Genomic DNA, 22,667 nt, shown 5'->3' with positions numbered 1-22,667 from the left:
GCATACTCACCACCACCGGAAAAATCTCCCGCCCCTTCTCCGTCAGCACGTACTCCTTGTACGCACTCCCATCCGACGCCGGCTGAACCTCAAACACCCCCACCTCAACCAACGCCTTCAAACGCGAGGTCAGGATGTTCTTGGCCACGCCCAGGCTCTTCTGAAATTCACTGAACCGCCGAATGTCGTCAAACGCATCGCGGATGATCATCAGCGACCAGCGATCCCCTATCGCCTCCAGCGTTCTGGCGACCGGGCATTCCTCGCTTTGCGGCAAAACGTCTGCGTGCATTTCCTCACCCCCGAAATGTGGTTGCAATTTGAAACAGGATTCGACAACAATCAAACAAGTTTCTATTTGAAACCAGTTTAGCGCCATGGAGGTGTACGTGACAGCTCAAGTCGACTCAGCCATCAAGACCGATCAACCTCAGAGGCTTTCTCAGTCCCTCACCCTGCTGTTCTCCATCACCTGCGCCCTGGCCGTCGCCAACGTTTACGTCGCCCAGCCGTTACTCGATTCAATGGCCCAGAGCCTCGGTGTTGCGCCATCGATGATCGGGATCGTGGTCACGGCAACTCAGGTGGGTTACGCGCTGGGGTTGTTGTTCATCGTTCCGTTGGGCGATCTGGTCAATCGTAAGCGACTGATCCTGACTCAAGTGGTGCTGTCTGCGATTGCATTGGCGGCCGTCGGCGCAGCGCAGCAATGGCTGGCCCTGCTAGGGGCGATGATCGCGGTGGGTGTGTTGGCCGTAGTGGTTCAAGTCCTGGTGGCCTACACCGCTGTGCTGGCAGCGCCCTCGCAACGTGGCCAGGCAGTGGGGACGGTCACCAGTGGCATTGTCCTGGGCATTCTTCTGGCGCGGTTCAGTTCTGGGCTGATTGCGGACATCGCTGGCTGGCGCGCCGTTTATTTTGTGTCCTCCGGTTTGATGCTGACCCTCGCGGCAGTGCTGTGGAACGTAGTGCCTGTCAGGGCAACGACAAGGCAGAAAAAATCCTACTTCGGGCTCATCCGTTCGCTGTTCAAGCTGTTCATCACCGAACGCACTTTAAGAATCCGGGGCTTGTTGGCCCTACTGATCTTCGCCGCTTTTTCCGTGCTCTGGACTTCCATGGTGCTGCCCCTGAGTGCCCCGCCGCTGTCGCTTTCCCACACCGCCATCGGCCTGTTCGGTCTGGCGGGTGTCGCCGGTGCACTGGCGGCGAGAAGGGCCGGTCGTTGGGCCGATCAAGGCATGGGGCAACGGGTGACTGGCATTTCCCTGGGGTTGTTGACGCTGTCCTGGTTGCCCATCGGTTTTGCCGAGACGTCGCTGATCGCGCTGGTGTTCGGCGTGATCCTGCTGGACTTCGCGGTGCAGGCGGTGCATGTCACCAATCAAAGCCTCATCTTCGCCGCCCGACCCGATGCACACAGTCGAATGGTGGGCGCCTACATGTGTTTCTACTCGGTGGGTAGCGCGCTGGGGGCCCCCGCTGCGACTCAGGTGTATGCGTTATGGGGCTGGTGGGCGGTCTGCCTGCTGGGCGCTTTGATCAGCGCCAGTGCTCTGGTTATTTGGTTTATCTCGTCTCACCACTCAACAGCCCATCAAGGAAGATAAAAAATGAAACTCAGGCACCTGCTGCTCACCATTTCGATCACTGCGATATGGGGCGTGAATTTCTCGGTGATCAAGCTCGGGCTCACCACCGTTGATCCGTTCATTCTGGCCGGCATTCGCTTCACGCTGTGTGCGCTGCCGGCGATCTTTTTCATTCCGAAACCGGATGTGCAGTGGCGCTATCTCATTGGCTACGGTCTGGTTTTCGGGATCGGACTGTGGGGCGTGGTCAACCTTGGTATCAAGTCTGGTCTTTCGGCGGGCATCGCTTCGCTGGTGCTGCAGTTCAGCGCGTTTTTCACGATTCTGCTGGGCGCGTGGGTGTTCAAGGAGCGGATTTCCCGCTTTCAATACGCGGGCATGGCGCTGGCGTTGTGTGGGTTGTTGAGCATCCTGTCCATCGTCGACGGGACGGTCACGGCGACCGGGTTGATCCTGGTGCTGTTGGGCGCAGTTGCCTGGAGTGCCGCCAACGTCATCAACAAAAAAGCCAGGACCACGCAGGTCCTGGCTTTCCTGGTGTGGTCGAGCGCGTTTTCGCCCATCCCGCTGTTCGCGCTGGAGTACGCGGTCAACGGCGCGACGGGGTACCGCACGTTGCTCGATCAACTCGACTACCGCGCCGTGCTGTCGATCCTGTTCCAGGTGTACCCCAACACGCTGTTCGGCTACTGGGTATGGAATTCACTGCTCAAACGCTATCCCGTGTCGACCGTCGCGCCGCTGTCATTGTTGGTGCCGGTGTTCGGGCTGTTCGGTTCGGTGGTGATTTTCGATGAGCAGCTGTCGGTGAACAAAATCGTTGCGGTCCTGCTGATCGTGTCAGGGCTTGGCGTGGGCTTGTTCGGGCAGCGTGTCGTCGGTGCTTGGCTCGGGCGGTCTGGACAGACTCAGTCGAATTGAACCCCTTCAACCCAACGCCGTGTCGAGAAACATCATGACCCCGAAGCCGAGCATCAGGCCTAGGGTCGCAGGTGTTTCATGCCCATTGCGGTGGGTTTCCGGGATGACTTCATGGGAGACCACAAAAATCATCGCGCCCGCCGCGAGGCCCAGGGCAATGGGATAGCCCAAGGCGAAACCCGTAGAAATACCGAGGCCGACCACAGCGCCCAAAGGCTCCATCAGTCCCGACCCCACGGCGATCAACGCTGCGCGCACTGCCGAGAGCCCGGTCACGCGCAGTGACAGCGCTACGGCAAGCCCCTCGGGAATGTCCTGAAGGGCAATCGCCGTCGTCAGCGGCAATCCCACCTTCATGTCGCCAGTGGCAAAGCTGACGCCGATGGCCATGCCTTCGGGCAGGTTGTGCAGGGTAATGGCCAGGACGAACAGCCAGACGCGATTGAAGCGTTGCGCCTCGGGCCCTTTGCGACCGCTCTTCAAATGTTCATGGGGCACGAAGCGATCCAGGCCGATCATCAACGCCACGCCCAAGCCCAGCCCCAACACCACGACACAGGCTGCCAGCAGCTTGTTGTCGCAAATGGCCTGGGCCGCTTCGATGCCCGGAAGAATGAGTGAGAAAGAACTGGCGGCGAGCATCATGCCGGCCGCAAAACCCAGCATGATGTCCTGGGTGCGGGCGGTGATATCGCGCAATACAACCTCTACGACGGCACCGAGCGCGGTGGCGCCAAAGCCGCCGATGCCGCCCAAAAAGGCGTAGTGCAGGTTGACGCGGTTGGCCCCGGTGAACGCGCTGTAGCCGCTGACGAGCAGCAGGACGGTGACCCCGACGAGGGTCGACCAGAACAGCATGCTCATCCACCCGCGACCCTTCCCTCGATCCAGCCCCGAGTGCCACGATGTTCTACCAGGCGTGGAAGATTCGGCCATGAGACCTCCTTAAATAAAAAACACCGCACGCCAAACCGGCGTGCGGTGGCAGCCATCAAGCCACATCACGCCCCTGGGCACCCGCCCCCAGATCCGCACCCGTGATCGGGTTGCTGTCCGGGTCCGACATGGTGCGTGCCTTCAGGTCCATCAGCAGTGAATCTTCGTCTGCACTGAGCCCCACGCTGGCCGTGCCGTCTCCGCCATCGACCGCCGGCTGCGGATCTTCCACGTACTCCCAATCCTCGCCTTCGTTCCATGGCCCACGGGTGCTGCCTTCGCCCTGGGACAGGTTGAAGTACACGTTGGTGAACTCGGGCATGCCGGGCAGCTTGCCTTGGGGGAAGTTCGGCTGGATCGAGTGCAGGGCTTTTTCGAACGACAGTTGGTGGGCGATTTCCCGGGTCATGAGGAAGCCCAGGGCTTCTTTCACGCCGGGGTCATCGGTGACGTTCATCAGGCGCTCGTAAACGATCTTGGCCCGGGCTTCGGCCGCGATGTTGGAGCGCATGTCTGCCGTGGGCTCGCCGATGGTGTCGACGTACGCGGCCGACCAGGGCACGCCGGCGGAGTTGGTCAGTGGCGCACCCGCCCCGTAAAGCAGGCAGGTGATGTGCGAATCATTGCCGGCGCCGTTGATCGCACGGTACAGCTCACCCTCCTCCTCCACACCTTCGGCCAGGCGACCTTTGGCGCCCTTGTTGAGCATCACGATGATCGAGCCGACGATCTCCAGGTGGCTGAGTTCTTCGGTGGCGATGTCCATCAGCAGGTCCTTCCTGCCCGGATCATCCTCGGCCAACGCTTGGGTGAAGTAGCGCGAGGCCGCCGCCAACTCGCCCTGTGCTCCACCAAATTGTTCGAGTAAAAGATTCGCCAGCCCCGGGTTGGGTTGAGCGACGCGCACGGTGTATTGAAGTCGTTTGTTATGTAAGAACATGACGAGCCTCCTCAGGCCTTAGAGGCGCCGATACTCATTCGGTGATTCACGGAATGCGGTGCCCACAGTTATCTGAAGGGGAGGCTCTCGGGAAAATTTTAAATAGATTGAAAGGCCGCGACGGGCGGCGCTTTGCGGGGAGATTGGCGCTGTTTCAGCGCCAGTCGTCGTTCACTGATCAAAAGATTCAAACTTTCGATGCCGGGGCGATCTCAACCGCAGTCAGCAGCTTTTGGGTGATGACCGCGGGGCGGCGATGGGCCGTCCCGGCCATCGCATCAGCCATGAGCAAAACGCCGGACCGTATTGCTGGCGACCGAATGTTGCGCAACAGCCGGCGCTTCCACCTCAACGCCGAGCAGGTTCAGCAGGCGCGCACGGATGGCCTGAAAGCCCGGTTGCCCCGTGTCCCGGGCGCGTGGCAAGTCGATCGACAGCTGTTCGGCAATCTTGCCGTTGGCCAGTACGATGACCCGATCGGCCAGCAGGATCGCTTCGTCCACGTCATGGGTGACCAGCAACACGGCCGGGGTGTGTTTGCGCCACAACTCGATGATCAGCCGATGCATGCGAATCCGGGTCAGCGCGTCGAGTGCGGCGAAGGGCTCATCCAGCAGCAGCAACTCGGGTTCGCGCACCAGGCCGCGGGCCAGTGCCACGCGCTGCGCTTCGCCACCGGAAAGCGTGGCTGGATAGGCTTCCAGGCGATGGGCCAGCCCCACTTCGGTCAGGGCCTGCACCGCGCGCGCCTTGGCGTCGGGGATGCGCAGGCCGAGGATCACGTTTTTCCAGGCGCGCTTCCAAGGCATCAGGCGCGGCTCCTGAAACACCGCTGCCCGCGCCTTCGGCACCCGCAACTGGCCGCTGTCGATGCTGTCCAGGCCGGCCAGGCTGCGCAGCAAAGTGGTCTTGCCCGAGCCACTGGCACCGAGTAATGCGACGAATTCACCCGGTGCGATGTCCAGGTCCAGAGCGTCGATGACCCGCTGCTGGCCAAACTGACGCACGACGTTGCGCAGTTGTACCGGCGCAGGTTTGGACGCGTCCAAAAGATCGATGCTCGACATATCAGTTCCTCACAAAGGTTGGGCGCCAGGCCAGGGCAAAACGCTCCAGCGTGCGGATCAGTGCGTCGATCAACAGGCCGAGGACGCTGTAAATGAGCAGGCAGATGACGATGACGTCAGTGCGCATGAAGTCCCGCGCGTCACTGGCCAGAAAACCGATGCCGGCCGTGGTGTTGATCTGTTCGACGAACACCAGCGCCAGCCAGGAAATGCCCAGGGAGTAGCGCAGCCCAACAAAAAACGAGGGCAAGGAGCCTGGCAGGATCACATGCCAGATCAGTTCGCGACGATTCAGGCCCAGGGTGTTGGCGGCCTCGATCAGTTTGGGGTCGATGTTGCGTATACCGGCATACAGGTTCATGTACACCGGGAAAGTGGTTCCGGTGACGATCAGCGCAATCTTGGTGAACTCGCCGATGCCGAACCAGAGAATGAACAACGGCACCAATGCCAGCGACGGGATGGTGCGCAGCATTTGCAGCGGCGAATCCAGAATCACCTCACCGCGTTTTGACAAGCCACTGATCAGCGCCGCGACCACACCGATACTGACGCCAATGCTCAAACCCACCAGTGCCCGCTGCAGCGATACCAGCAAATGTTTGCCCAGCTCACCCGACGCAATCATCGCCCACAGCGTGCCGCCGATTTGCGAAGGCGGCGCGATGACCCGCTGCGGGATCAGCCCGGTCTGCGAGGCCAGTTCCCACAACAGCAGCAACGCGATGGGGCTGAGCAGACGCAGCAGCACGTCCGGGGTTCGCCAGTTACGCAGCCACTGGGGCAGCAATCTCGCAGCACCCTGCAGCTCACCGTTGGGGCGAGCAGCCTTGTTGACGGAAAACGAGCCGCCGGGGCTCTGGGTATCGAAGGTCTTTTCAGTCATCAGGCTTCCTTCCTCAAAAAGAACATGGCCAGAGGTGCCACGCATCACGTTCGCAATTCATGCTATTCGCATAAAAAACCTCAGTGAAATTCTTTTTGGGAATAACCTAATATGATTAAAAATCAGATATCGGATTAGCCTGATAAATTGTTTGCATAATAAAAACTGTGGTCCCTGCCCTGCTGCGGCCTGCAGTACAGACCACGGTTAAAATGCAGTTTCCTGATATTCAATACAGCCGTTCATTCTCTATTTTAATAATTAACATAGAACCAAACGGCATTTCACAGCCACCGCGTGCACCGCCTATTTTTGCTGTGACAGACCGACCCCAAGGCCAGGTGGAGGCTTGAATCGCGCTTATACATTGAAAAGGAACTCCCATGAGCATTGAATTCATTGGCTACATCGGCGGCCATCATTCTTCGGAAATCCACCCTCGCAGCGGTCCGGTGCTGCAACCCGACTTCGTTGAAAAAGTGGCCCGCGCCCATGAGGAAGCGGGGTTTGATCGCGCTTTGGTGGCCTTTCACTCCAACAGCCCCGACAGCACCCTGATTGCCTCGCACGCCGCCAGCGTGACCAAAAAACTCCAGTTCCTGATCGCTCATCGACCAGGGTTTGCCGCGCCGACCCTGGCCGCACGGCAGTTCATCACCCTCGATGTGTTCAATGGTGGCCGTACCGCGGTGCACATCATTACCGGGGGCGATGACCGTGAATTGCGCGCCGATGGCAGTCACATCGGCAAGGACGAGCGTTATGCCCGCACCGATGAATACCTCGACGTGCTGCGTCGGGAATGGACCAGTGAGAAGCCCTTCGATTATGCGGGCAAGTACTATCAGGTGGAGGGTGCGCACTCGGCGTTGAAGTCGCCGCAACAGCCGCACATTCCGTTGTATTTCGGCGGGTCGTCGACAGCTGCCATCGAGGTGGCGGGCAAGCATGCGGACGTGTATGCGCTGTGGGGTGAAACCTATGAACAGGTGCGTGAGGTGGTGAGGCAGGTGCGTGCCGAGGCGGCCAAATACGGGAGAACTATTCGTTTCAGTCTGTCGTTGCGACCGATTCTGGCGGACACCGAAGCCCAGGCCTGGGAACGCGCCGAGCGTATCCTGCAGCAGGCCACTGCATTGGCCGAGCAGAACGGCTTTGTTCGCCGCGAACCTCCGAACGAAGGCTCCCGCCGCCTGCTCGCCGCGGCCGCCCAAGGCTCACGTCTGGACAAGCGCTTGTGGACCGGCATCGCCGGTCTGCTCGGCGCGCAAGGCAACTCGACCTCGCTGGTCGGCACCCCGGAACAAGTGGCCGAAGCCCTGCTCGACTACTACGACCTGGGCATCACCACCTTCCTGATCCGCGGCTTCGACCCGCTCGACGACGCCATCGACTACGGCAAACGCCTGATCCCCCTGACCCGAAAATTGGTAGAAGAGCGCGAGCGGCAGACGGCGGAGAAAGTGGCCTGATCCAATGACCAGAGCGGGACTTGCCCGCGGTGGCGGCGCTACATTCAACAACGATGTTGGCTGAACCACCGCTTTCGCGAGCAAGCCCGCTCCCACAGGGGCTGTGGGTATCCGCAAATCTGCATTCAACCCACATCACTGTGGGTATCCGCAAATCTGTGTACACCGAAAAACACTGTGGGAGCGGGCTTGCTCGCGAAGCGGCCGGCACATTCAACATCAACGTTGCCTGACACTCCGCCATCGCGAGCAAGCTCGCTCCTACAGGTAACTGATGTTCAGCTCTTGTACTCGGTATCACTACGCTCCAGTTGCCGTATCAACGCATTCCAATGCCGCGCCACACCTGGGCCGTCGCCGCTCTTGAACACTTCGGCCTGTTTCTCGACCTTGGCCACTACGTCGGCCGGTGGGAAGATCAGCTCGACGTTGCCGGCCGCCTGCGCCGCGATCTGGATGTTGCAGGCGCGCTCCAGGCCATGCAGTTGCTGGAAGGCGTGTTCAACGCTGATGCCGGCTGTCAGCAACCCATGATTGCGCAGGATCAGCACGCTCTTGTCGCCAAGATCCGCCACCAGACGTTCGCGCTCGTCGAGGTCCAGGGCCACGCCTTCGTAGCCGTGATAGGCCACCCGCCCGGAAAAACCAATCGCATGCTGGGAAATCGGCAACAGGCCGTCGCGCTGGGCCGACACCGCGATGCCGTCGCGGGTATGGGTGTGCAGCACCGCCTGCAGGTCGGGACGCGCAGCATGGATCGCACTGTGGATCACGTAACCGGCGGGGTTGATACCGAGCCCCGTCGGGTCATCGACAAGGGTCCCGTCGATGTCGACCTTGACCAGGTTGGAGGCCGTGATTTCGTCGAACAGCAAGCCGAAGGCATTGATCAGGAAATGCTCCTCCGGCCCCGGCACCCGCGCGGAAAAATGCGTGTAGATATGGTCGGTCCACTTGAACAGGGCCGCCAGCCGATAGGCCGCGGCCAGTTTTACCCGCACCTCCCATTCTTCGGGGCTGACGCGCTGGTGAACATTTTTCGAGACACTGGATAACGGACTGACGCTGCTCATGGCAAAACTTCCTGGATGGCCTTAAGGACTCCAGGCAGCCTAGGGGAAGACAAAAAATAATAAAAAGCACATTTTAATCTAAGCTAATTATTATTTTTTTTTATGATACGACCCGCCTCACGCCGCACTCTTGATCTTCTGCAACGAACCGGCCACCAGTTCGCCAAAAGCATCCACCGGCCCTTGCAGGTTGCCGAGAAAATGCGGATAGATCAGCCACAGATCCATCACCGGTTTGAAATCCTTCAGCGGCATCACCGCCAATTGATCGACATGCGCACTGCGCTCCAGCAATGGACGCGGCACCAGGCCGAGCCCCAAACCGTCAGCCACCAGCCCCAGTTGCAGTTCGGTGCCGAAGGTTTCCAGGTTGACCCTCAAAGCCAGGCCCTGGTCCGACAGGGTTCGCTGCAAGCCGGCGCGGAAGCCGCAACCATCGGGGTTGAGAATCCAACCGCTCTGATAGATATCCGCCAGCTTGCACGGCCGCTTGGGCAACTGCGCCTTGGCGCAGACCACCACCAACTCCATCTTGCCGATCGACTCACCGATGATGTTGTCCGGGAATATCTTCCCGGCCGGGAACAATGCCGCCGCCGCGTCCAGCTCACCACGTTCTATCTTGCCGACCAATTGACTGCCCCAGCCCGTGGCCACTTGCGCCCGCAGTTCGGGGTATTCGATGCGCAGATGCTTGAGCGCGTCGAGCAGCACCACATCGCCGATGGTCTGCGGTACACCCAGACGCAACAGCCCGGTGGGCGGCGCGTCGGTGGCCACCAGTTCGCGCAGCGCATCCATTTCCCGCAGGATCACCCGACACTGTTCATACACCCGTGTGCCGATCAGGGTGGGCTTGAGCGGTTTGGTATTGCGGTCAAACAACTCCACGCCCAGGGCCTGCTCGAAGTTCTGCACGCGCCGCGTGATGGCCGGCTGAGTCAGCTGCAGCGACTCAGCGGCATGGCTGATGGACTGGCAACGAATCACTTCGACAAAGGCGTCGATATCATCAATTTTCATTTGGCCCGCACATAGAAAACAGTCAATAAGATGTCTGAAAAGCATAGTTCCATTGGCGGTTTCTGGATAGCCCGGGCCACGCCAGCCCCCAGATCAATAGCGTATGGCGCTATGCAAAGCGGTTATAAATTCCTTTCAGCTATAACCTAATCATTAAACAATCGCATATTGATCTAAAACATTATGCTTAAATCAAAAGGTCAACCTTTCACAACGAACGATGGAATCGCCATGACCCAGGCCCGACACCCGGAGAGACTCAGAGCATTCATAGGCGCCCTGGCGGAACTGATCGACAGCAACCCCCGCGAGGGCGATCTGCTGCATCGCGGCGGCAAACTGCTCAGCCAACTGGTCAGTCATGACGACTGGCTGCCTGAAGATTTTGCCCGCCCGGACCCCGAGCGCTATCAGCAATACCTGCTGCATGCCGATTCCCGGCAGCGCTTCAGCGTCGTCAGTTTTGTCTGGGGCCCGGGGCAAAGCACGCCCATCCATGACCACCGGGTGTGGGGGCTGATCGGCATGTTGCGCGGGGCGGAATACTCGCAAGGTTTCAAGCGCAACGACGAGGGTGCCCTGATCGCCGATGGCGCTGCGGTGCAACTCAAGCCTGGCCAGGTCGAGGCCGTGTCGCCCAAGGTCGGCGATATCCATCAAGTCCGCAACGCCTTTGACGACCAGGTGTCGATCAGCATCCATGTGTATGGCGCCAACATCGGTGCCGTGCGCCGCGCGGTGTACCAGCCCGACGGCAGCGAGAAGCTGTTCATCTCCGGTTATTCCAACGCCTTTCTCCCCAATATCTGGGATTTGTCCAAAGAGAGCCAAGCCCTATGAGCACCGTACCGACCCGCTCCTACGCCGAGATTCGCAAGGCCCTGCTGAACCGTGAAGAACTGGCGCTGGTGGATGTGCGTGAAGAAGCGCCGTTCGCCGAATCCCATCCGCTGTTCGCCGCCAACATTCCCTTGTCGAAACTGGAACTGGAGGTGTTTTCACGCATTCCCCGGCGCGATACCCAGGTGACCGTGTACGACAATGGCGAAGGCCTGGCGAGCATTGCTGCCCGGCGCTTGCAGGACCTGGGCTACGTCAATGTCAGCCTGCTCGAAGGTGGGCTGGAGGGCTGGCGTCGCGCCGGTGGCGAATTGTTCATCGACGTCAACGTGCCGAGCAAAGCCTTTGGCGAATTGGTGGAGAGCCAGCGCCACACCCCTTCCCTGGCGGCCGAAGAGGTTCAGGCATTGCTCGACAGCGATGCCGACGTGGTGGTGCTCGACGCACGGCGTTTCGATGAATACCAGACCATGAGCATTCCCACCGGCATCAGTGTGCCGGGGGCTGAGTTGGTGTTGCGCGCCCGGGAGCTGGCACCGGACCCGGCCACGCGGATCATCGTCAACTGCGCCGGTCGCACCCGCAGCATCATCGGTACGCAATCGCTGATCAACGCCGGCATCGCCAACCCCGTTTCCGCCCTGCGCAACGGCACCATCGGCTGGACCCTGGCCGGTCAGGCACTGCAACACGGCCAGTCGCGGCGCTTCGCCCCGACCAGCGAAGAGCACCGGCAAATCGCCGCAGGCGATGCCCGTCGCGTGGCCGATAAAGCCCTGGTGGGCCGTGCCAGCCTGGCCGACCTGCAACGCTGGCAGCAGGAACCGACCCGCAGCACCTACCTGTTCGACGTGCGCACCCCCGAGGAATTCGAAGCCGGTCACCTGCCTGGCGCCCGTTCGACACCGGGCGGGCAACTGGTTCAGGAAACCGATCACTTCGCCAGTGTGCGCGGCGCGCGGCTGGTGCTGGTGGACGACGATGGCGTGCGCGCCAACATGTCCGCGTCCTGGCTCGCGCAACTGGGCTGGGAAGTGCATGTGCTGGATGACCACAACCGCGCTCACTTCAGTGAAAAAGGTGCGTGGCAGGCACCAGTGCCCACGCCGGCACAAGCCGAAGAAATCAGCCCCGAAACCCTCGCCCAGTGGCTCGCCCACGGTGACACCGCCGTGCTGGACTTCACCAGCAGCGCCAACTACGTCAAACGCCATATCCCCGGTGCCTGGTGGGCGTTGCGCGGGCAACTGCGTGAAGCCTTGGCCAAGGTACCGGCAGCCGAGCGCTATGTGCTGACCTGCGGCAGCAGTCAATTGGCGCGGCTGGCGGTGGCTGAAGTCGAAGCACTGACCGGTAAGGCGGTGTTCTTGCTCAAGGACGGCACGGCCAGCTGGATTGCTGCGCAACGGCCGCTGGAAGAAGGCGAAACCCGCCTGGCCTCGCCACGCATCGACCGCTATCGCCGCCCTTATGAAGGCACCGATAACCCGCGCGAAGCGATGCAGGCTTACCTGGACTGGGAGTTCGGACTGGTCGAGCAATTGGCCCGCGACGGCACCCATGGCTTCTACGTGATTTAACCCCTGTACCTACCTCTGTAGGAGCGAGCCTGCTCGCGAAAAACCCGAGAACCCCGCAGGGCACCCAGTTGCCCGCGTTATCGTTCACGACCATCGCGAGCGAGCTCGCTCCTACAGTCATCACCCCCACATCCGACCCCTCTCCAGGCGGAGGCTGAACCCACAATCGAGAGGATGTACATCATGACCGCTGTCTTGCACCGCACCGATTCACAACCCGCCCAAACCCTGCACGTCACTCGCCTGGAACCCACCATCGGCGCAGAAATCAGTGGCATCGATCTGAGCCAGCCACTGACCCCGGCACTGCGCGATGAACTGCGCCGCCTGCTGCTGGAACACAAGGTGATTTTCTTCCGCGACCAGGCCATCAGCACCGAACAGCAGATCGCCTTCGCTCGCGAATTCGGTGAGCTATACGTTCACCCCACCACCCAACAGAACGACCCGACAAAACCGCAAGCGCACCTGATCCAGGCCCAGGATGAACGCAAGCTCTACGGCCCGCGGACCAGCGGCCGCTGGCACACCGACACCAGTTGGCTGTTGCGCCCTACCCTCGGCGCGGTGTTGCGCGCCGTCGACTTGCCGCCGGTGGGCGGCGACACCCTGTGGGCCGACACCGGTGCGGTGTATCGCGCCCTGCCTGAAGACTTGCGCCAGGAAATCGATGACCTGCATGTGGTCCACGATTTCAAATCGTCGCTGGACAAGGTCGGCTACGACTACCCGATTCTCGCCCACCCGTTAGTGCGCACTCACCCGGAAACCGGCGAGGACGGCCTGTTCATCAACTTCTCGCAGAACCCTTCGGTGATCGGCTGGCCACCGGAAAAAAGCAAACAGCTGATCAATCGCCTGCTGCTGGAGTTCAACAAACCCGAACACCAGGTGCGCTTCAAATGGCGTGAACACTCGGTGGCGTTCTGGGACAACCGCTCGACCCTGCACTACCCGGTCTACAACTACGGCGACTACCCGCGCCGCATGGAGCGAGTGCTGATCGCCTACGACGACATCCCCCATCGGGTACGAGGCGCCAGCGCGGCCTGATCTCACGCCCTACCACTTCGCCCCACCCAACGAACTTCCCACAGGGATTCGCGGTGTTTGTATGTTTTCAGGAATTGGTACCATGACCTCACCCCGTTTCCACTATTGCGCAGCCGCCCTGAGCCTGCTCGCCGCAAGCCTCCCGGCCCAGGCCGAAGAACCCGAAAAAACCCTGAACACAGTGGTGGTTACCGGCAACCGTGGCGGCCAGCCGCGTACCGTCACCGATAGCCCTTCGCCCATCGACGTGATCAGCGCCGAGCAGCTGCAAGCCAGTGGCAAGGTCGGCCTGAAGGAACTGCTCGCCCGGTTGCTGCCCTCCTTCAACCTGCCGGCGATCAATGGCGGCGGCACATCCTGGTCAGTGCGCGGTGTGACCATGCGCGGCCTGTCCGGCGATCAGGTGCTGGTGCTGGTCAACGGCAAACGCCGACACAACACCGCGCTGATCAACAACCTCGCGCGCATCGGCACCGCAGCGGTGCCGGTCAACCTGGACCTGATTCCGGTGTCGGCCATCGATCATATCGAGGTGCTGCGCGATGGCGCCTCGGCGCAGTACGGCTCGGACGCCATCGCCGGGGTGATCAACATCATCCTCAAGGAAAACGACAGCGGCGGCAGCGCCGAAACGTCTTTCGGGCAATACGACAGCGGCGATGGTGACACCGTGCACCAGACGCTCAACTACGGCCTGGCGCTGCCCAACGACGGCTTCGCCAACCTGGCGCTGGACAGCAAGGAGCAGGAGCCTTTCGACCGCAGCGGCAGTGCTACCGGCAACCTGTACTCGTTGCCCGGCTTCCCCGACAGCCGCGACCAGACCGTCAATCGCCATGGCTGGAACCCCAGCTATGGCCTGGGCCGGGAGAAGGTCACCAACGTCAGCTACAACCTCGAACTGCCGTTGCAGGACGACCTGCGCTTCTATTCGTTTTCCACCGCCAGCTACATGGAAACCACCAAGGTCACCGGCAACTATCGACCCAACGAAATCACCTCCCTGGCCGGCGACCCGAACAGCCCCTACCCCGACGGCATCCACGCCCAGCGGCGCAACCGCACCAAGGACTTCCAGGTGGCGGCCGGCTTCAAGGGCGACGTCGGTGGCTGGAACTACGACGCCAGTTCCACCTGGGGCGAGGACGATTCGACGCTCAACGCCAACAACACCCTCAATCCGTCGCTGGGGCCGACCAGCCCTACTTCGTTCAACCTGGCCTCGCAGATCTTCGATCAGTGGACCAACAACCTGGACTTCAACCGCGGCTTCGACATCGGCCTGAAAAACCCCCTGCAAGCCGCCTTCGGCTTCGAGTATCGCTGGGAGAAATACCAGATCGAGCCCGGCGACTTCGAGTCCTACACCCCCGGCAACTACGTCATCCCCAGCGGGCCGTTTGCCGGCCGCACACCGCTGCCGGGCCTGGCCTCCTACAACGGCACCAGCCCCGACGACGCGGGGGAAATCAGTCGCAGCAACGTCGCCAGTTATGTCGACCTGGGCCTGGATGTGACGGACAAATGGTACGTCGGCACGGCGGCGCGTTATGAGCGCTACACCCAGGACATCGGCAGCACCTGGAGCGGCAAGTTCTCGACCCGTTATGCCTTCACCGACGCCTTCGCCCTGCGCGGCACGATCAACAACGGCTTTCGCGCGCCTTCGCTGGCGCAAACCATTTACGCCTCATCCACCTTCACCTCCGGCGGCGTGGTCAACGGTCAGCAGATCTCTGTTCCGGTGAAGGTCCTGCCGGTGGACACGCCCGAAGCCCAGGCCCTCGGCGCGGAGAAACTCAAGCCGGAAAAATCCCTGAACTACAGCCTCGGTTTCACCTACGAGCCGACGCCGAGCTACCGACTGACCACGGATTTTTATCAGATCGACATCCGCGACCGGATCGTCTCCACCAGCCTGCTCGGTGGCGCGGCGGTCTCGCAGGTGCTGGTGGCCAACGGCTTGTCCCCTGGCCTGTTTGCCCAGTACTACACCAACGCGGTCGACACCCGAACCCGTGGCGTCGACATCGTCAACGAGTACCGTCAGCAACTGGATCAGTACGGCCAGGTGCGCTGGAGCGCCGCCTATAACTGGAACCAGACCAAGATCGAGAAGATCCAGGACAACCCGCCGCAGCTCAGCGGCTCCGGGCTGCAATTGTTCGATCGGCGCCTGCAAAAGGACCTGACCGTGGCCACACCGCAATCGAAACTGATCCTGGCGGCGAACTGGAAGGTGACGGACTACAACCTCAACCTGGCACTTACCCGTTTCGGCAGTTACATCGAGGGCGACAACAACCCGGTGAACGACCGCAAATTCAGCGCCAAGTGGATCACCGACATCGATGCCGCCTATGACCTGACTCGACACCTGACGGTGGCATTGGGGGCGAACAACCTGTTCAACGTCTACCCGGACAAGAACGGCATCCAGGATTGGGCGGGCGGCTACAAGTACGGCCAGTTCTCACCCTTCGGGTTTGGCGGCGCGTACTACTACACGCGGTTGGCGTACAACTTCTGACGGAAATGTCCAAAACCCTGCAGGAGCGAGACTTGCCCGCGATGGCGTCCTTGAGATCGCCATCGCGGGCAAGCCTCGCTCCTACAGGGCTTGGGTGATATCCGGAATATCATTAAATGCATTTATTTAATAATCATAAAAATAATAATCAGCTAACTTCATAATTAGCATATAACCATAAAGAATTTCACAGACGATTCTTATAGATATAACGTCAATCCCACACACCGACCCCTTCTCCAGGCGGAGGTTATTCGTCGTTCGATAACCTGCCTGGAGTTTCCCATGTCACCCAAATCCTTGTTGTTGAGCCTTGCTTGCGCCTTGGGCTTTGCTGCATCCGCCCAGGCCGCTGACCTGCAACCGCTGCTGGTGGCCAATCAGAAATCCTCGATCAAGGTGCTGCTGGAAGTGTCCGGCGAGCTGAAGAACGTGCCCTACGACATTCAGTTCTCCGAGTTCCCGGCCGCCGCGCCGCTGGGCGAGGCGCTGAATGCCGGTGCGGTGGACATCGGTGCATTGGGCGATGCGCCCTATGTGTTCGCCCTGGGTGCCGGTGCGCCGATCAAGGTCGTGAGCATCCAGCATGCCGAGGGTCGCTACACCACAGCCATTCTCGCGCCCAAGGATTCTGCGCTGAACAACGCCAGCGACCTCAAGGGCAAAAAGATCGTCACCACCCGCGGCTCCATCGGCCACTTCCTGGCGATCAAGGCCTTGCGCAGCGCCGGGCTGAGTACCGGTGACGTGCAGTTCATCTACCTGCTGCCGAGCGAGTCGCGAATCCTGCTGGACAACGGCAGTGCCGACGCCTGGTCGACCTGGGACCCCTACACCACCATCTTAACCACCCAGAGCCAGGCCAAGGTGCTGGTCAGCGGTGAAAAGCTGCTGACCAACCATCTGTACTTCGCCGCCACCAGCCAGGCCATCGCCAACAAGCGCCAGCAACTGGACGACTTCATTGCCCGGGTCGACCGCGCCTACCGCTGGACCAATGCCCACCCCGAGGAATATGCCGCCGCCCAGGCCCGCGTCACCGGCCTGCCGCTGGACGTGCACATCGCCGTGGCCAAAGGCACGCACATGGAACCGGTGCAGATCGACGACCAGGTGATCGGCGGCCTGCAGACCACCGCCGACATCTATCAGCAGGAAGGGATTCTCACCAAACACATCGACGTCTCCCAAGGCTTCGACAAGAGCTTCAACGCCAAGCGCGCCCCACTCAACCAGGCATCGCGTTAACGACGCGACGTATTCAGGAGTCAACATCATGAGCAAACAACGCCAACTGAAACTCGGTGCGATGGTCCACGGCGTCGGCCACGGGTGGGGCGAATGGCGCCACCCGCAGGCCCGGCCCAACGCCAGCGTGAGCTTCGATTTCTACAAGCAACAGGCGCAACTGGCAGAGGCGGCCAAGTTCGATTTCGTGTTCATCGCCGACAGCCTGCACATCCATGAAAAATCCAGCCCGCATTATCTCAACCGGTTCGAGCCGCTGACCATTCTCTCGGCCCTGGCCGCCACCACGCAGCACATCGGGCTGGTGGCGACTGTCACCGTCAGCTACACCGAACCCTTCCAGGTCGCCCGCCAGTTCGCCTCGCTCGATCACATCAGCGGTGGCCGTGCCGGGTGGAACGTGGTCACCTCGTGGCTCAGCGGCACCGCCGACAATTTCGGCAAGAGCGAGCACCCGCCCCATCCCGTGCGCTACCGCATCGCCAAGGAACACGTGAATGTGGTCAAGGGCCTGTGGGATTCCTGGGAAGACGACGCCTTCGCCTACGACAAGCAAAGCGGCGAATTCTTCACCCCGGGCAAGCTGCACGCGCTGGAGCACAAGGGAGAATTTTTCTCGGTGAAGGGCCCGCTCAACATCGCCCGCTCCAAACAGGGGCAACCGGTGATTTTCCAGGCCGGCACCTCTGAAGCGGGGCGTAATTTCGCCGCGGAAAACGCCGACGCCATCTTCGTCAGCCCGGAAGGTTTCGACGATGCCCGCGCCTACTATCAGGACCTGAAAACCCGCGCTGCCGGCTTCGGTCGCGACCCGCAGAAGCTGTCGATCCTGCCGGGCATCCGGCCGATCGTGGGCCGCGATGAAGCCGAGGTGGAAAGCCGTTATCAGCAAGCCATCGACCTGGTGACCATCGAAGACGCCATCGTCGCCCTCGGCCGGCCGTTCAATGACCATGACTTCAGCCAGTACCCCCTGGATGAACCCTTCCCCGAGCTGGGCGACCTGGGGTCCAACAGCCAGAAAGGTGGATCGGACCGGATCAAGCAACTGGCCAAAGACGAAGGCCTGACCTTGCGCCAGGTCGCCCTGCGCTTCTCGCGGCCGCGCCGCGATTTCGTCGGCACGCCAGAGCAAGTGGCCGACGCGATTGAGCAGTGGTTTGAACAAGGCGCAGCGGACGGTTTCATCATCAACTCGCTGCTGCCGGACGGCTTGCAGTACTTCACCGATCTGGTGGTGCCGGTGCTGCAACAGCGCGGCCTGTTCCGCGACGAGTACAGCGGCAGCACCCTGCGTGACCACTTTGAACTGCAGGTTCCGGTCAACCGTCACGCGCCCGCGGCGTTGAAGAATCGGCAAGAAAGCGAGGCACTGGCATGAGCGAATCCCTCAACCGCCTGCTGGCGGACCTGCATGCACAACGGGTAGCCACCTGGGAGCCGGCGGCGTTGCAGGTCAACATCGATCAGCGCCAACGCCTGGTGGATGAAGCCCGCCACGAAGACTTCGTCAAGGCAGGCGACAGCCTGGAGCCCTTCACCTTGCTCAAGGTCGAAGGCGGCAACCTGAGCCGCGACGCGTTGCTCGCCCACGGCCCGGCGGTGCTGATTTTCTTCCGCTTCGCCGGCTGCCCCGCATGCAACATCGCACTGCCCTATTACCAGCGCCAGCTCTACCCACGCCTGCATGCGCTGGGCGTACCGTTGGTGGCGGTCAGCCCGCAGGTTCCGGAAAAACTGCTGGAGATCAAGACCCGCCACAACCTTGAACTGCAAGTGGCCAGCGACCCGGACAACCAACTCGGCCGACGCCTGGGCATTCTCTACAGCTTCGACGAGGCGTCGCGCAAAGCCGCACTGGCCAAGGGCAACGGCATCGGCGAAACCACCGGCACCGGGACCTGGGAATTGCCGCAACCCACCGTGGTGGTCATCGCCCGCGACGGCACCGTGGCCTTTGCCGAGGTCAGCCCCGACTGGCTGGTGCGTACCGAAGCGGACCCGGTACTACGCGCCGTCGAACAACTGCTGGGGCACGCCCCCGTGCAAATCGCCATCTGACCAGAGCCCGACCCATGACGAAACAGATCACACAGGGACAGTTCAATCGTCGCGGCTTTCTCACCGCCAGTTCGATCGCGCTCGGCGCATTGGGGCTGTCCTCCCTTGGCCTGGCACCGCGTGCGTTCGCTCAGGCCAAAGGGTTATCGGACCTGACCCTGGGCGTTGCCACCTACCGGGGCCAGGACTCGTACTTCACCCAGGACGCCGGCACCGCAGACACGCCCTATAAAGTCGAATACGCGGAGTTTGCCGGCGGCAACCTGATCGTCGAAGCCCTGGCCTCGGGCAGCCTGGACGTGGGCGGCATGAGCGAGATCCCGCCGATTTTCTCGATCCAGAGTCATCGCCAGCCGCGGCTGATCGCGGTGCTGCAAAGCGACGTGAACAATCAAGTGTTCCTGATTCCCAAAGACTCGAACATTGAGTCGGTCGGACAGCTGCGCGGCAAGCGGGTCGGCTATGTGCGCTCCACCACTTCGCACTATTTCCTGATCAAGGCCCTGAAGGAACAGGGCCTGACCATGAAGGACATCACCGCGGTGGCGCTCACGCCCCAGGATGGTTTCAGCGCGTTCCAGAGTGGGCAGCTCGATGCGTGGGTGATCTATGGCGTGTTCATTCAGCTGGCGAAATTCCGCAGTGGCGCCCGGGTTCTGAAGACCGCGTTGGGCTATCTGTCCGGCAATTACCTGATCGCCGCCCGCCCCGCCGCGCTGGAGGATCCGCTGCGCAAGCAGGCGATCCAGGATTACCTGCAACGCCAGGCCCGCACGCTGGACTGGATCAACAACAACCCCGAGCCCTGGGCCGCCAAGTCGGCGCAATTGCTCGGCGTCGACAAAGCAGTGTTCCTCGACATGTACAACAACCGCAGCCAGGCCTCGCGAATCATCCCGGTCAACGATCAGGCCATCGCCTCGCAACAGGAAGTCGCCGACCTGTTCTTCGATGCGGGGGTGTTGAGCGAACGGCTGGATGTGAGCCCGTTGTGGGACAGGGATTTTTCGTTGTTGCCGGCCTGACGTTCGCCGGGCCAGGCCCCGTAGCGAGGGAGCTTGCTCCCGTCGGGTCGCGAAGCGGCCCCATGATTTTCAGTCGCTACCGAGTCGCCTGGTTTTGCGACTGCTTCGCAGCCGAGCGGGAGCAAGCTCCCTCGCCACAATTGTTCGCCTGGGAACAAACAGCGGCTTTTACCTTTTGATCGAGTGAATTCACCATGAGTCTTTCCTCTCAACACCCGCCCGTCCTACGCTCCGTCGAAGTGGCCAATTTCGAGGCCTTGCTTGAGCGCATCAGTGCACGGCTTGGCGCCAGCGCGCACCTTTATGATGAAAGCGGTGCCTTTCCCCATGACAACTTCCAGCTGCTGCACGAGCATGGCTTGGTCGCACTGACCGTGCCCAAGGCGCTGGGTGGTGGCGGCGCCAGCCTGGCCCAGGCACGCAAGGCCATCCGTGCGATCGCCAAGGGCGAGCCTTCCACGGCGCTGATTCTGGTGATGCAGTACCTGCAACATGCGCGCCTGCAAGACAGCCCAAACTGGCCCGAAGCCCTGCGCCTGCAAGTGGCACACGATGCGGTACGCGACGGTGCGCTGATCAACGCCTTGCGTGTCGAGCCGGATCTTGGCACCCCGGCGCGCGGAGGTCTGCCGGCCACCGTGGCCAGGCGCACCGCCGCCGGCTGGCGCATCAGCGGCCGGAAAATCTATTCCACCGGCAGCCACGGCCTGACCTGGTTCAGCGTCTGGGCGCGCAGCAGCGATGAAGATCCGCTGGTCGGCGCCTGGCTGGTGCACAAGGACACCCCGGGCATCAGCATCATCGAAGACTGGGATCACCTGGGCATGCGCGCCACCTGCAGCCATGAGGTGGTGTTCGACAACGTGCTGGTGCCGCTGGATCACGCGGTCAGCGTCAGCCGCAGGAGCACGCCGCAGGCCGAACTCGATGGCGATGGGTTTCTGTGGATGTCGGTATTGCTGGCATCGGTCTACGACGGCGTCGCGCAGGCCGCCCGCGACTGGCTGGTGCAATGGCTGGAGACGCGCAAGCCCTCCAATCTCGGCGCCGCGCTGTCGACCCTGCCGCGCTTTCAGGAAACCGTTGGCCACATTGACACCTTGCTGTTCGCCAACCGCAGCCTGCTGGATGCCGCCGCCGAAGGCCGCACCCCGGCCAGCAACGCGGCGCAGCTGAAGTACCTGGTGACCGGCAACGCGATTCGTGCGGTGGAACTGGCCATCGAGGCGTCCGGCAATCCCGGCCTGTCACGGCACAATCCGCTGCAACGGCACTACCGCGATGTGCTGTGCAGCCGCGTCCACACCCCGCAAAACGACGCCATCCTGCAAGGGGTCGGCAAAGCCGTCTTCGCCCAGCGCCAGCAGCCCTCCCAGCCCAAGGAACGCCCATGAGCCCATTCGTCATCGCCAGCCAGCTGGATGAAGATTTCAACGAAGTGATCCGTCAGCGCCTTGCGCAATCGCACCCTCAGGCCCGTGTCATCGGTGTGCCGGCCGGCGTGCCCAGTGACTTGCCGGCCGAGGTCGGTATCTTGCTGGCACGGCCGATCAATGTGCGCGGCTACCAGGCGCCGGATACACCGCCACCGGGGTGGCCTTATGGGCTGCAATGGATTCAAGTGGTTTCGTCGGGCATCGACTTCTACCCGAAATGGTTGTTCAACGGCCCGCCGGTGAGCACGTCCCGTGGCAGCGCCGCCGAGAACATCGCCGAGTTCGCCCTGGCCGCGATCTTCGCCGCCGCCAAGCGTCTGCCGGACATCTGGGTGCATGACGCGCAATGGCATTTCACAGCCCTGACGCCGCTCAAGGGCACCACCCTGGGGATTCTCGGCTTCGGCGCCATCGGCCGCAGCCTTGCGGCCAAGGCCCACGCGCTGGGTATCAAGGTGCTGGCGCTGCGCGAGAGCCAGACGCCGTTCGACGTGGAAGGGGTCGAAGCGGCGCGAGACATTCATGAGCTGTTTTCCCGATCCGATCATCTGGTGCTGGCCGCGCCCCTGACCGAGGCGACCCGCCACATCGTCGACAGCACCGTGCTCGCCAGTGCCAAACCGGGCCTGCACCTGATCAACATCGCCCGCGGTGGTCTGCTTGACCATGGGGCGCTGCTCGAAGCCTTGGACAACGGCAGCCTCGGCCTGGCCTCGCTGGACGTCACCGAGCCGGAACCCTTGCCCGACGGCCACCCGCTCTACAGCCATCCGCGGGTTCGACTTTCACCCCACACATCGGCGATCTCCAGCAACAGCCGCCACGAAATCGCTGACAGCTTCCTGACCAATCTCGAGCGGTTTCTCAACGGTCTGGCGCTGGAGAATCAAGCGGACGTGCAACGGGGGTACTAAGCCAAACGCAGCTCAAAATGTGGGAGCGGGCTTGCTCGCGAATGCGCCGTGTCAGTCCACTCAATAGTGA

At 61.6% G+C, this 22,667-nt stretch carries 20 protein-coding genes; 13 read left to right on the top strand and 7 right to left on the bottom strand.

The window, feature by feature from the left end; genetic code table 11:
• On the bottom strand, positions 1–292 hold a 292-nt coding region (locus B0W55_RS22345; RefSeq protein ID WP_139340958.1), incomplete at its 3' end, for a helix-turn-helix domain-containing protein.
• An 85-nt stretch (positions 293–377) separates the two neighbouring features.
• Between B0W55_RS22345 and B0W55_RS22340 the strand changes: the two genes are divergently transcribed.
• Together B0W55_RS22340 and B0W55_RS22335 are read left to right on the top strand one after the other, a co-directional pair.
• Positions 378–1,610: an MFS transporter gene (locus B0W55_RS22340; protein ID WP_077048081.1), complete on the top strand. Its 1,233-nt coding sequence runs from the start codon at positions 378–380 to the stop codon at positions 1,608–1,610.
• A 3-nt stretch (positions 1,611–1,613) separates the two neighbouring features.
• Entirely contained in the window at positions 1,614–2,513 is a 900-nt protein-coding gene (locus tag B0W55_RS22335) for an EamA family transporter (RefSeq protein WP_077048080.1), read from the top strand.
• Between the two features lie 6 nt (positions 2,514–2,519).
• On the opposite strand, the gene B0W55_RS22330 is transcribed toward B0W55_RS22335, so the two are convergent.
• The 4 genes from B0W55_RS22330 to B0W55_RS22315 all read right to left on the bottom strand — a co-directional run bounded on the left by B0W55_RS22330 (position 2,520) and on the right by B0W55_RS22315 (position 6,342).
• Positions 2,520–3,377, bottom strand: a complete 858-nt coding sequence (locus tag B0W55_RS22330) for a ZIP family metal transporter (RefSeq protein WP_256576377.1) — start codon at positions 3,375–3,377, stop codon at positions 2,520–2,522.
• A gap of 127 nt (positions 3,378–3,504) precedes the next feature.
• Positions 3,505–4,389: a manganese catalase family protein gene (locus B0W55_RS22325; RefSeq protein WP_077048078.1), complete on the bottom strand. Its 885-nt coding sequence runs from the start codon at positions 4,387–4,389 to the stop codon at positions 3,505–3,507.
• Between the two features lie 278 nt (positions 4,390–4,667).
• Positions 4,668–5,456, bottom strand: a complete 789-nt coding sequence (locus B0W55_RS22320; protein ID WP_077048077.1) for an ABC transporter ATP-binding protein — start codon at positions 5,454–5,456, stop codon at positions 4,668–4,670.
• A 1-nt stretch (position 5,457) separates the two neighbouring features.
• The gene (locus tag B0W55_RS22315; RefSeq protein ID WP_077048076.1) at positions 5,458–6,342 is read right to left on the bottom strand and encodes an ABC transporter permease; all 885 of its coding nucleotides are present in this window, start codon (positions 6,340–6,342) and stop codon (positions 5,458–5,460) included.
• 383 nt (positions 6,343–6,725) lie between these two features.
• On the opposite strand from B0W55_RS22315, the gene B0W55_RS22310 reads away from it, so the two are divergent.
• Positions 6,726–7,814 carry an LLM class flavin-dependent oxidoreductase gene (locus B0W55_RS22310; RefSeq protein WP_077048075.1) on the top strand — a complete coding sequence of 363 codons (1,089 nt, stop codon included), beginning with the start codon at positions 6,726–6,728 and terminating at the stop codon, positions 7,812–7,814.
• A gap of 278 nt (positions 7,815–8,092) precedes the next feature.
• On the opposite strand, the gene B0W55_RS22305 is transcribed toward B0W55_RS22310, so the two are convergent.
• Positions 8,093–8,887 (bottom strand): class II aldolase/adducin family protein, encoded by a 795-nt coding sequence (locus tag B0W55_RS22305; protein WP_077048074.1) that lies wholly within the window; start codon positions 8,885–8,887, stop codon positions 8,093–8,095.
• 117 nt (positions 8,888–9,004) lie between these two features.
• Complete coding sequence (locus B0W55_RS22300) at positions 9,005–9,910, bottom strand: LysR family transcriptional regulator (RefSeq protein WP_077048073.1); 906 nt, start codon at positions 9,908–9,910, stop codon at positions 9,005–9,007.
• A gap of 231 nt (positions 9,911–10,141) precedes the next feature.
• Between B0W55_RS22300 and B0W55_RS22295 the strand changes: the two genes are divergently transcribed.
• The 10 genes from B0W55_RS22295 to B0W55_RS22250 all read left to right on the top strand — a co-directional run bounded on the left by B0W55_RS22295 (position 10,142) and on the right by B0W55_RS22250 (position 22,597).
• Entirely contained in the window at positions 10,142–10,750 is a 609-nt protein-coding gene (locus tag B0W55_RS22295; protein ID WP_077048072.1) for a cysteine dioxygenase, read from the top strand.
• Positions 10,747–12,330, top strand: coding sequence for a rhodanese homology domain-containing protein (locus tag B0W55_RS22290; RefSeq protein WP_077048071.1), 1,584 nt, complete (start codon positions 10,747–10,749; stop codon positions 12,328–12,330). The genes B0W55_RS22295 and B0W55_RS22290 overlap by 4 nt, the downstream gene beginning before the upstream one ends.
• Positions 12,331–12,513: 183 nt before the next feature.
• Entirely contained in the window at positions 12,514–13,383 is an 870-nt protein-coding gene (locus tag B0W55_RS22285; RefSeq protein WP_077048082.1) for a TauD/TfdA family dioxygenase, read from the top strand.
• Between the two features lie 82 nt (positions 13,384–13,465).
• Positions 13,466–15,913 (top strand): TonB-dependent siderophore receptor, encoded by a 2,448-nt coding sequence (locus tag B0W55_RS22280; protein WP_256576375.1) that lies wholly within the window; start codon positions 13,466–13,468, stop codon positions 15,911–15,913.
• A 285-nt stretch (positions 15,914–16,198) separates the two neighbouring features.
• A complete protein-coding gene (locus B0W55_RS22275; RefSeq protein ID WP_077048069.1) occupies positions 16,199–17,161 on the top strand; it encodes an ABC transporter substrate-binding protein in 963 nt (320 codons plus the stop codon).
• A gap of 28 nt (positions 17,162–17,189) precedes the next feature.
• Entirely contained in the window at positions 17,190–18,542 is a 1,353-nt protein-coding gene (locus B0W55_RS22270) for an LLM class flavin-dependent oxidoreductase (protein ID WP_077048068.1), read from the top strand.
• Positions 18,539–19,222: a peroxiredoxin-like family protein gene (locus B0W55_RS22265; RefSeq protein ID WP_077048067.1), complete on the top strand. Its 684-nt coding sequence runs from the start codon at positions 18,539–18,541 to the stop codon at positions 19,220–19,222. Before B0W55_RS22270 ends, B0W55_RS22265 begins: the two co-directional genes overlap by 4 nt.
• A 14-nt stretch (positions 19,223–19,236) precedes the next feature.
• Entirely contained in the window at positions 19,237–20,247 is a 1,011-nt protein-coding gene (locus B0W55_RS22260; protein ID WP_077048066.1) for an ABC transporter substrate-binding protein, read from the top strand.
• 194 nt (positions 20,248–20,441) lie between these two features.
• Entirely contained in the window at positions 20,442–21,641 is a 1,200-nt protein-coding gene (locus B0W55_RS22255; protein WP_077048065.1) for an acyl-CoA dehydrogenase family protein, read from the top strand.
• On the top strand, positions 21,638–22,597 hold the full coding sequence (locus tag B0W55_RS22250; RefSeq protein ID WP_077048064.1) for a D-isomer specific 2-hydroxyacid dehydrogenase family protein: 960 nt from the start codon (positions 21,638–21,640) through the stop codon (positions 22,595–22,597). Before B0W55_RS22255 ends, B0W55_RS22250 begins: the two co-directional genes overlap by 4 nt.
• Positions 22,598–22,667: the final 70 nt, after the last annotated feature.

Origin of the sequence: Pseudomonas sp. KK4 (assembly GCF_001984065.1) — a bacterium.
Taxonomy (GTDB): Bacteria; Pseudomonadota; Gammaproteobacteria; order Pseudomonadales; family Pseudomonadaceae; genus Aquipseudomonas.
The sequence above is the reverse complement of the archived record's forward strand: the minus strand, read 5'-3'. Positions and strand labels throughout refer to the sequence as shown.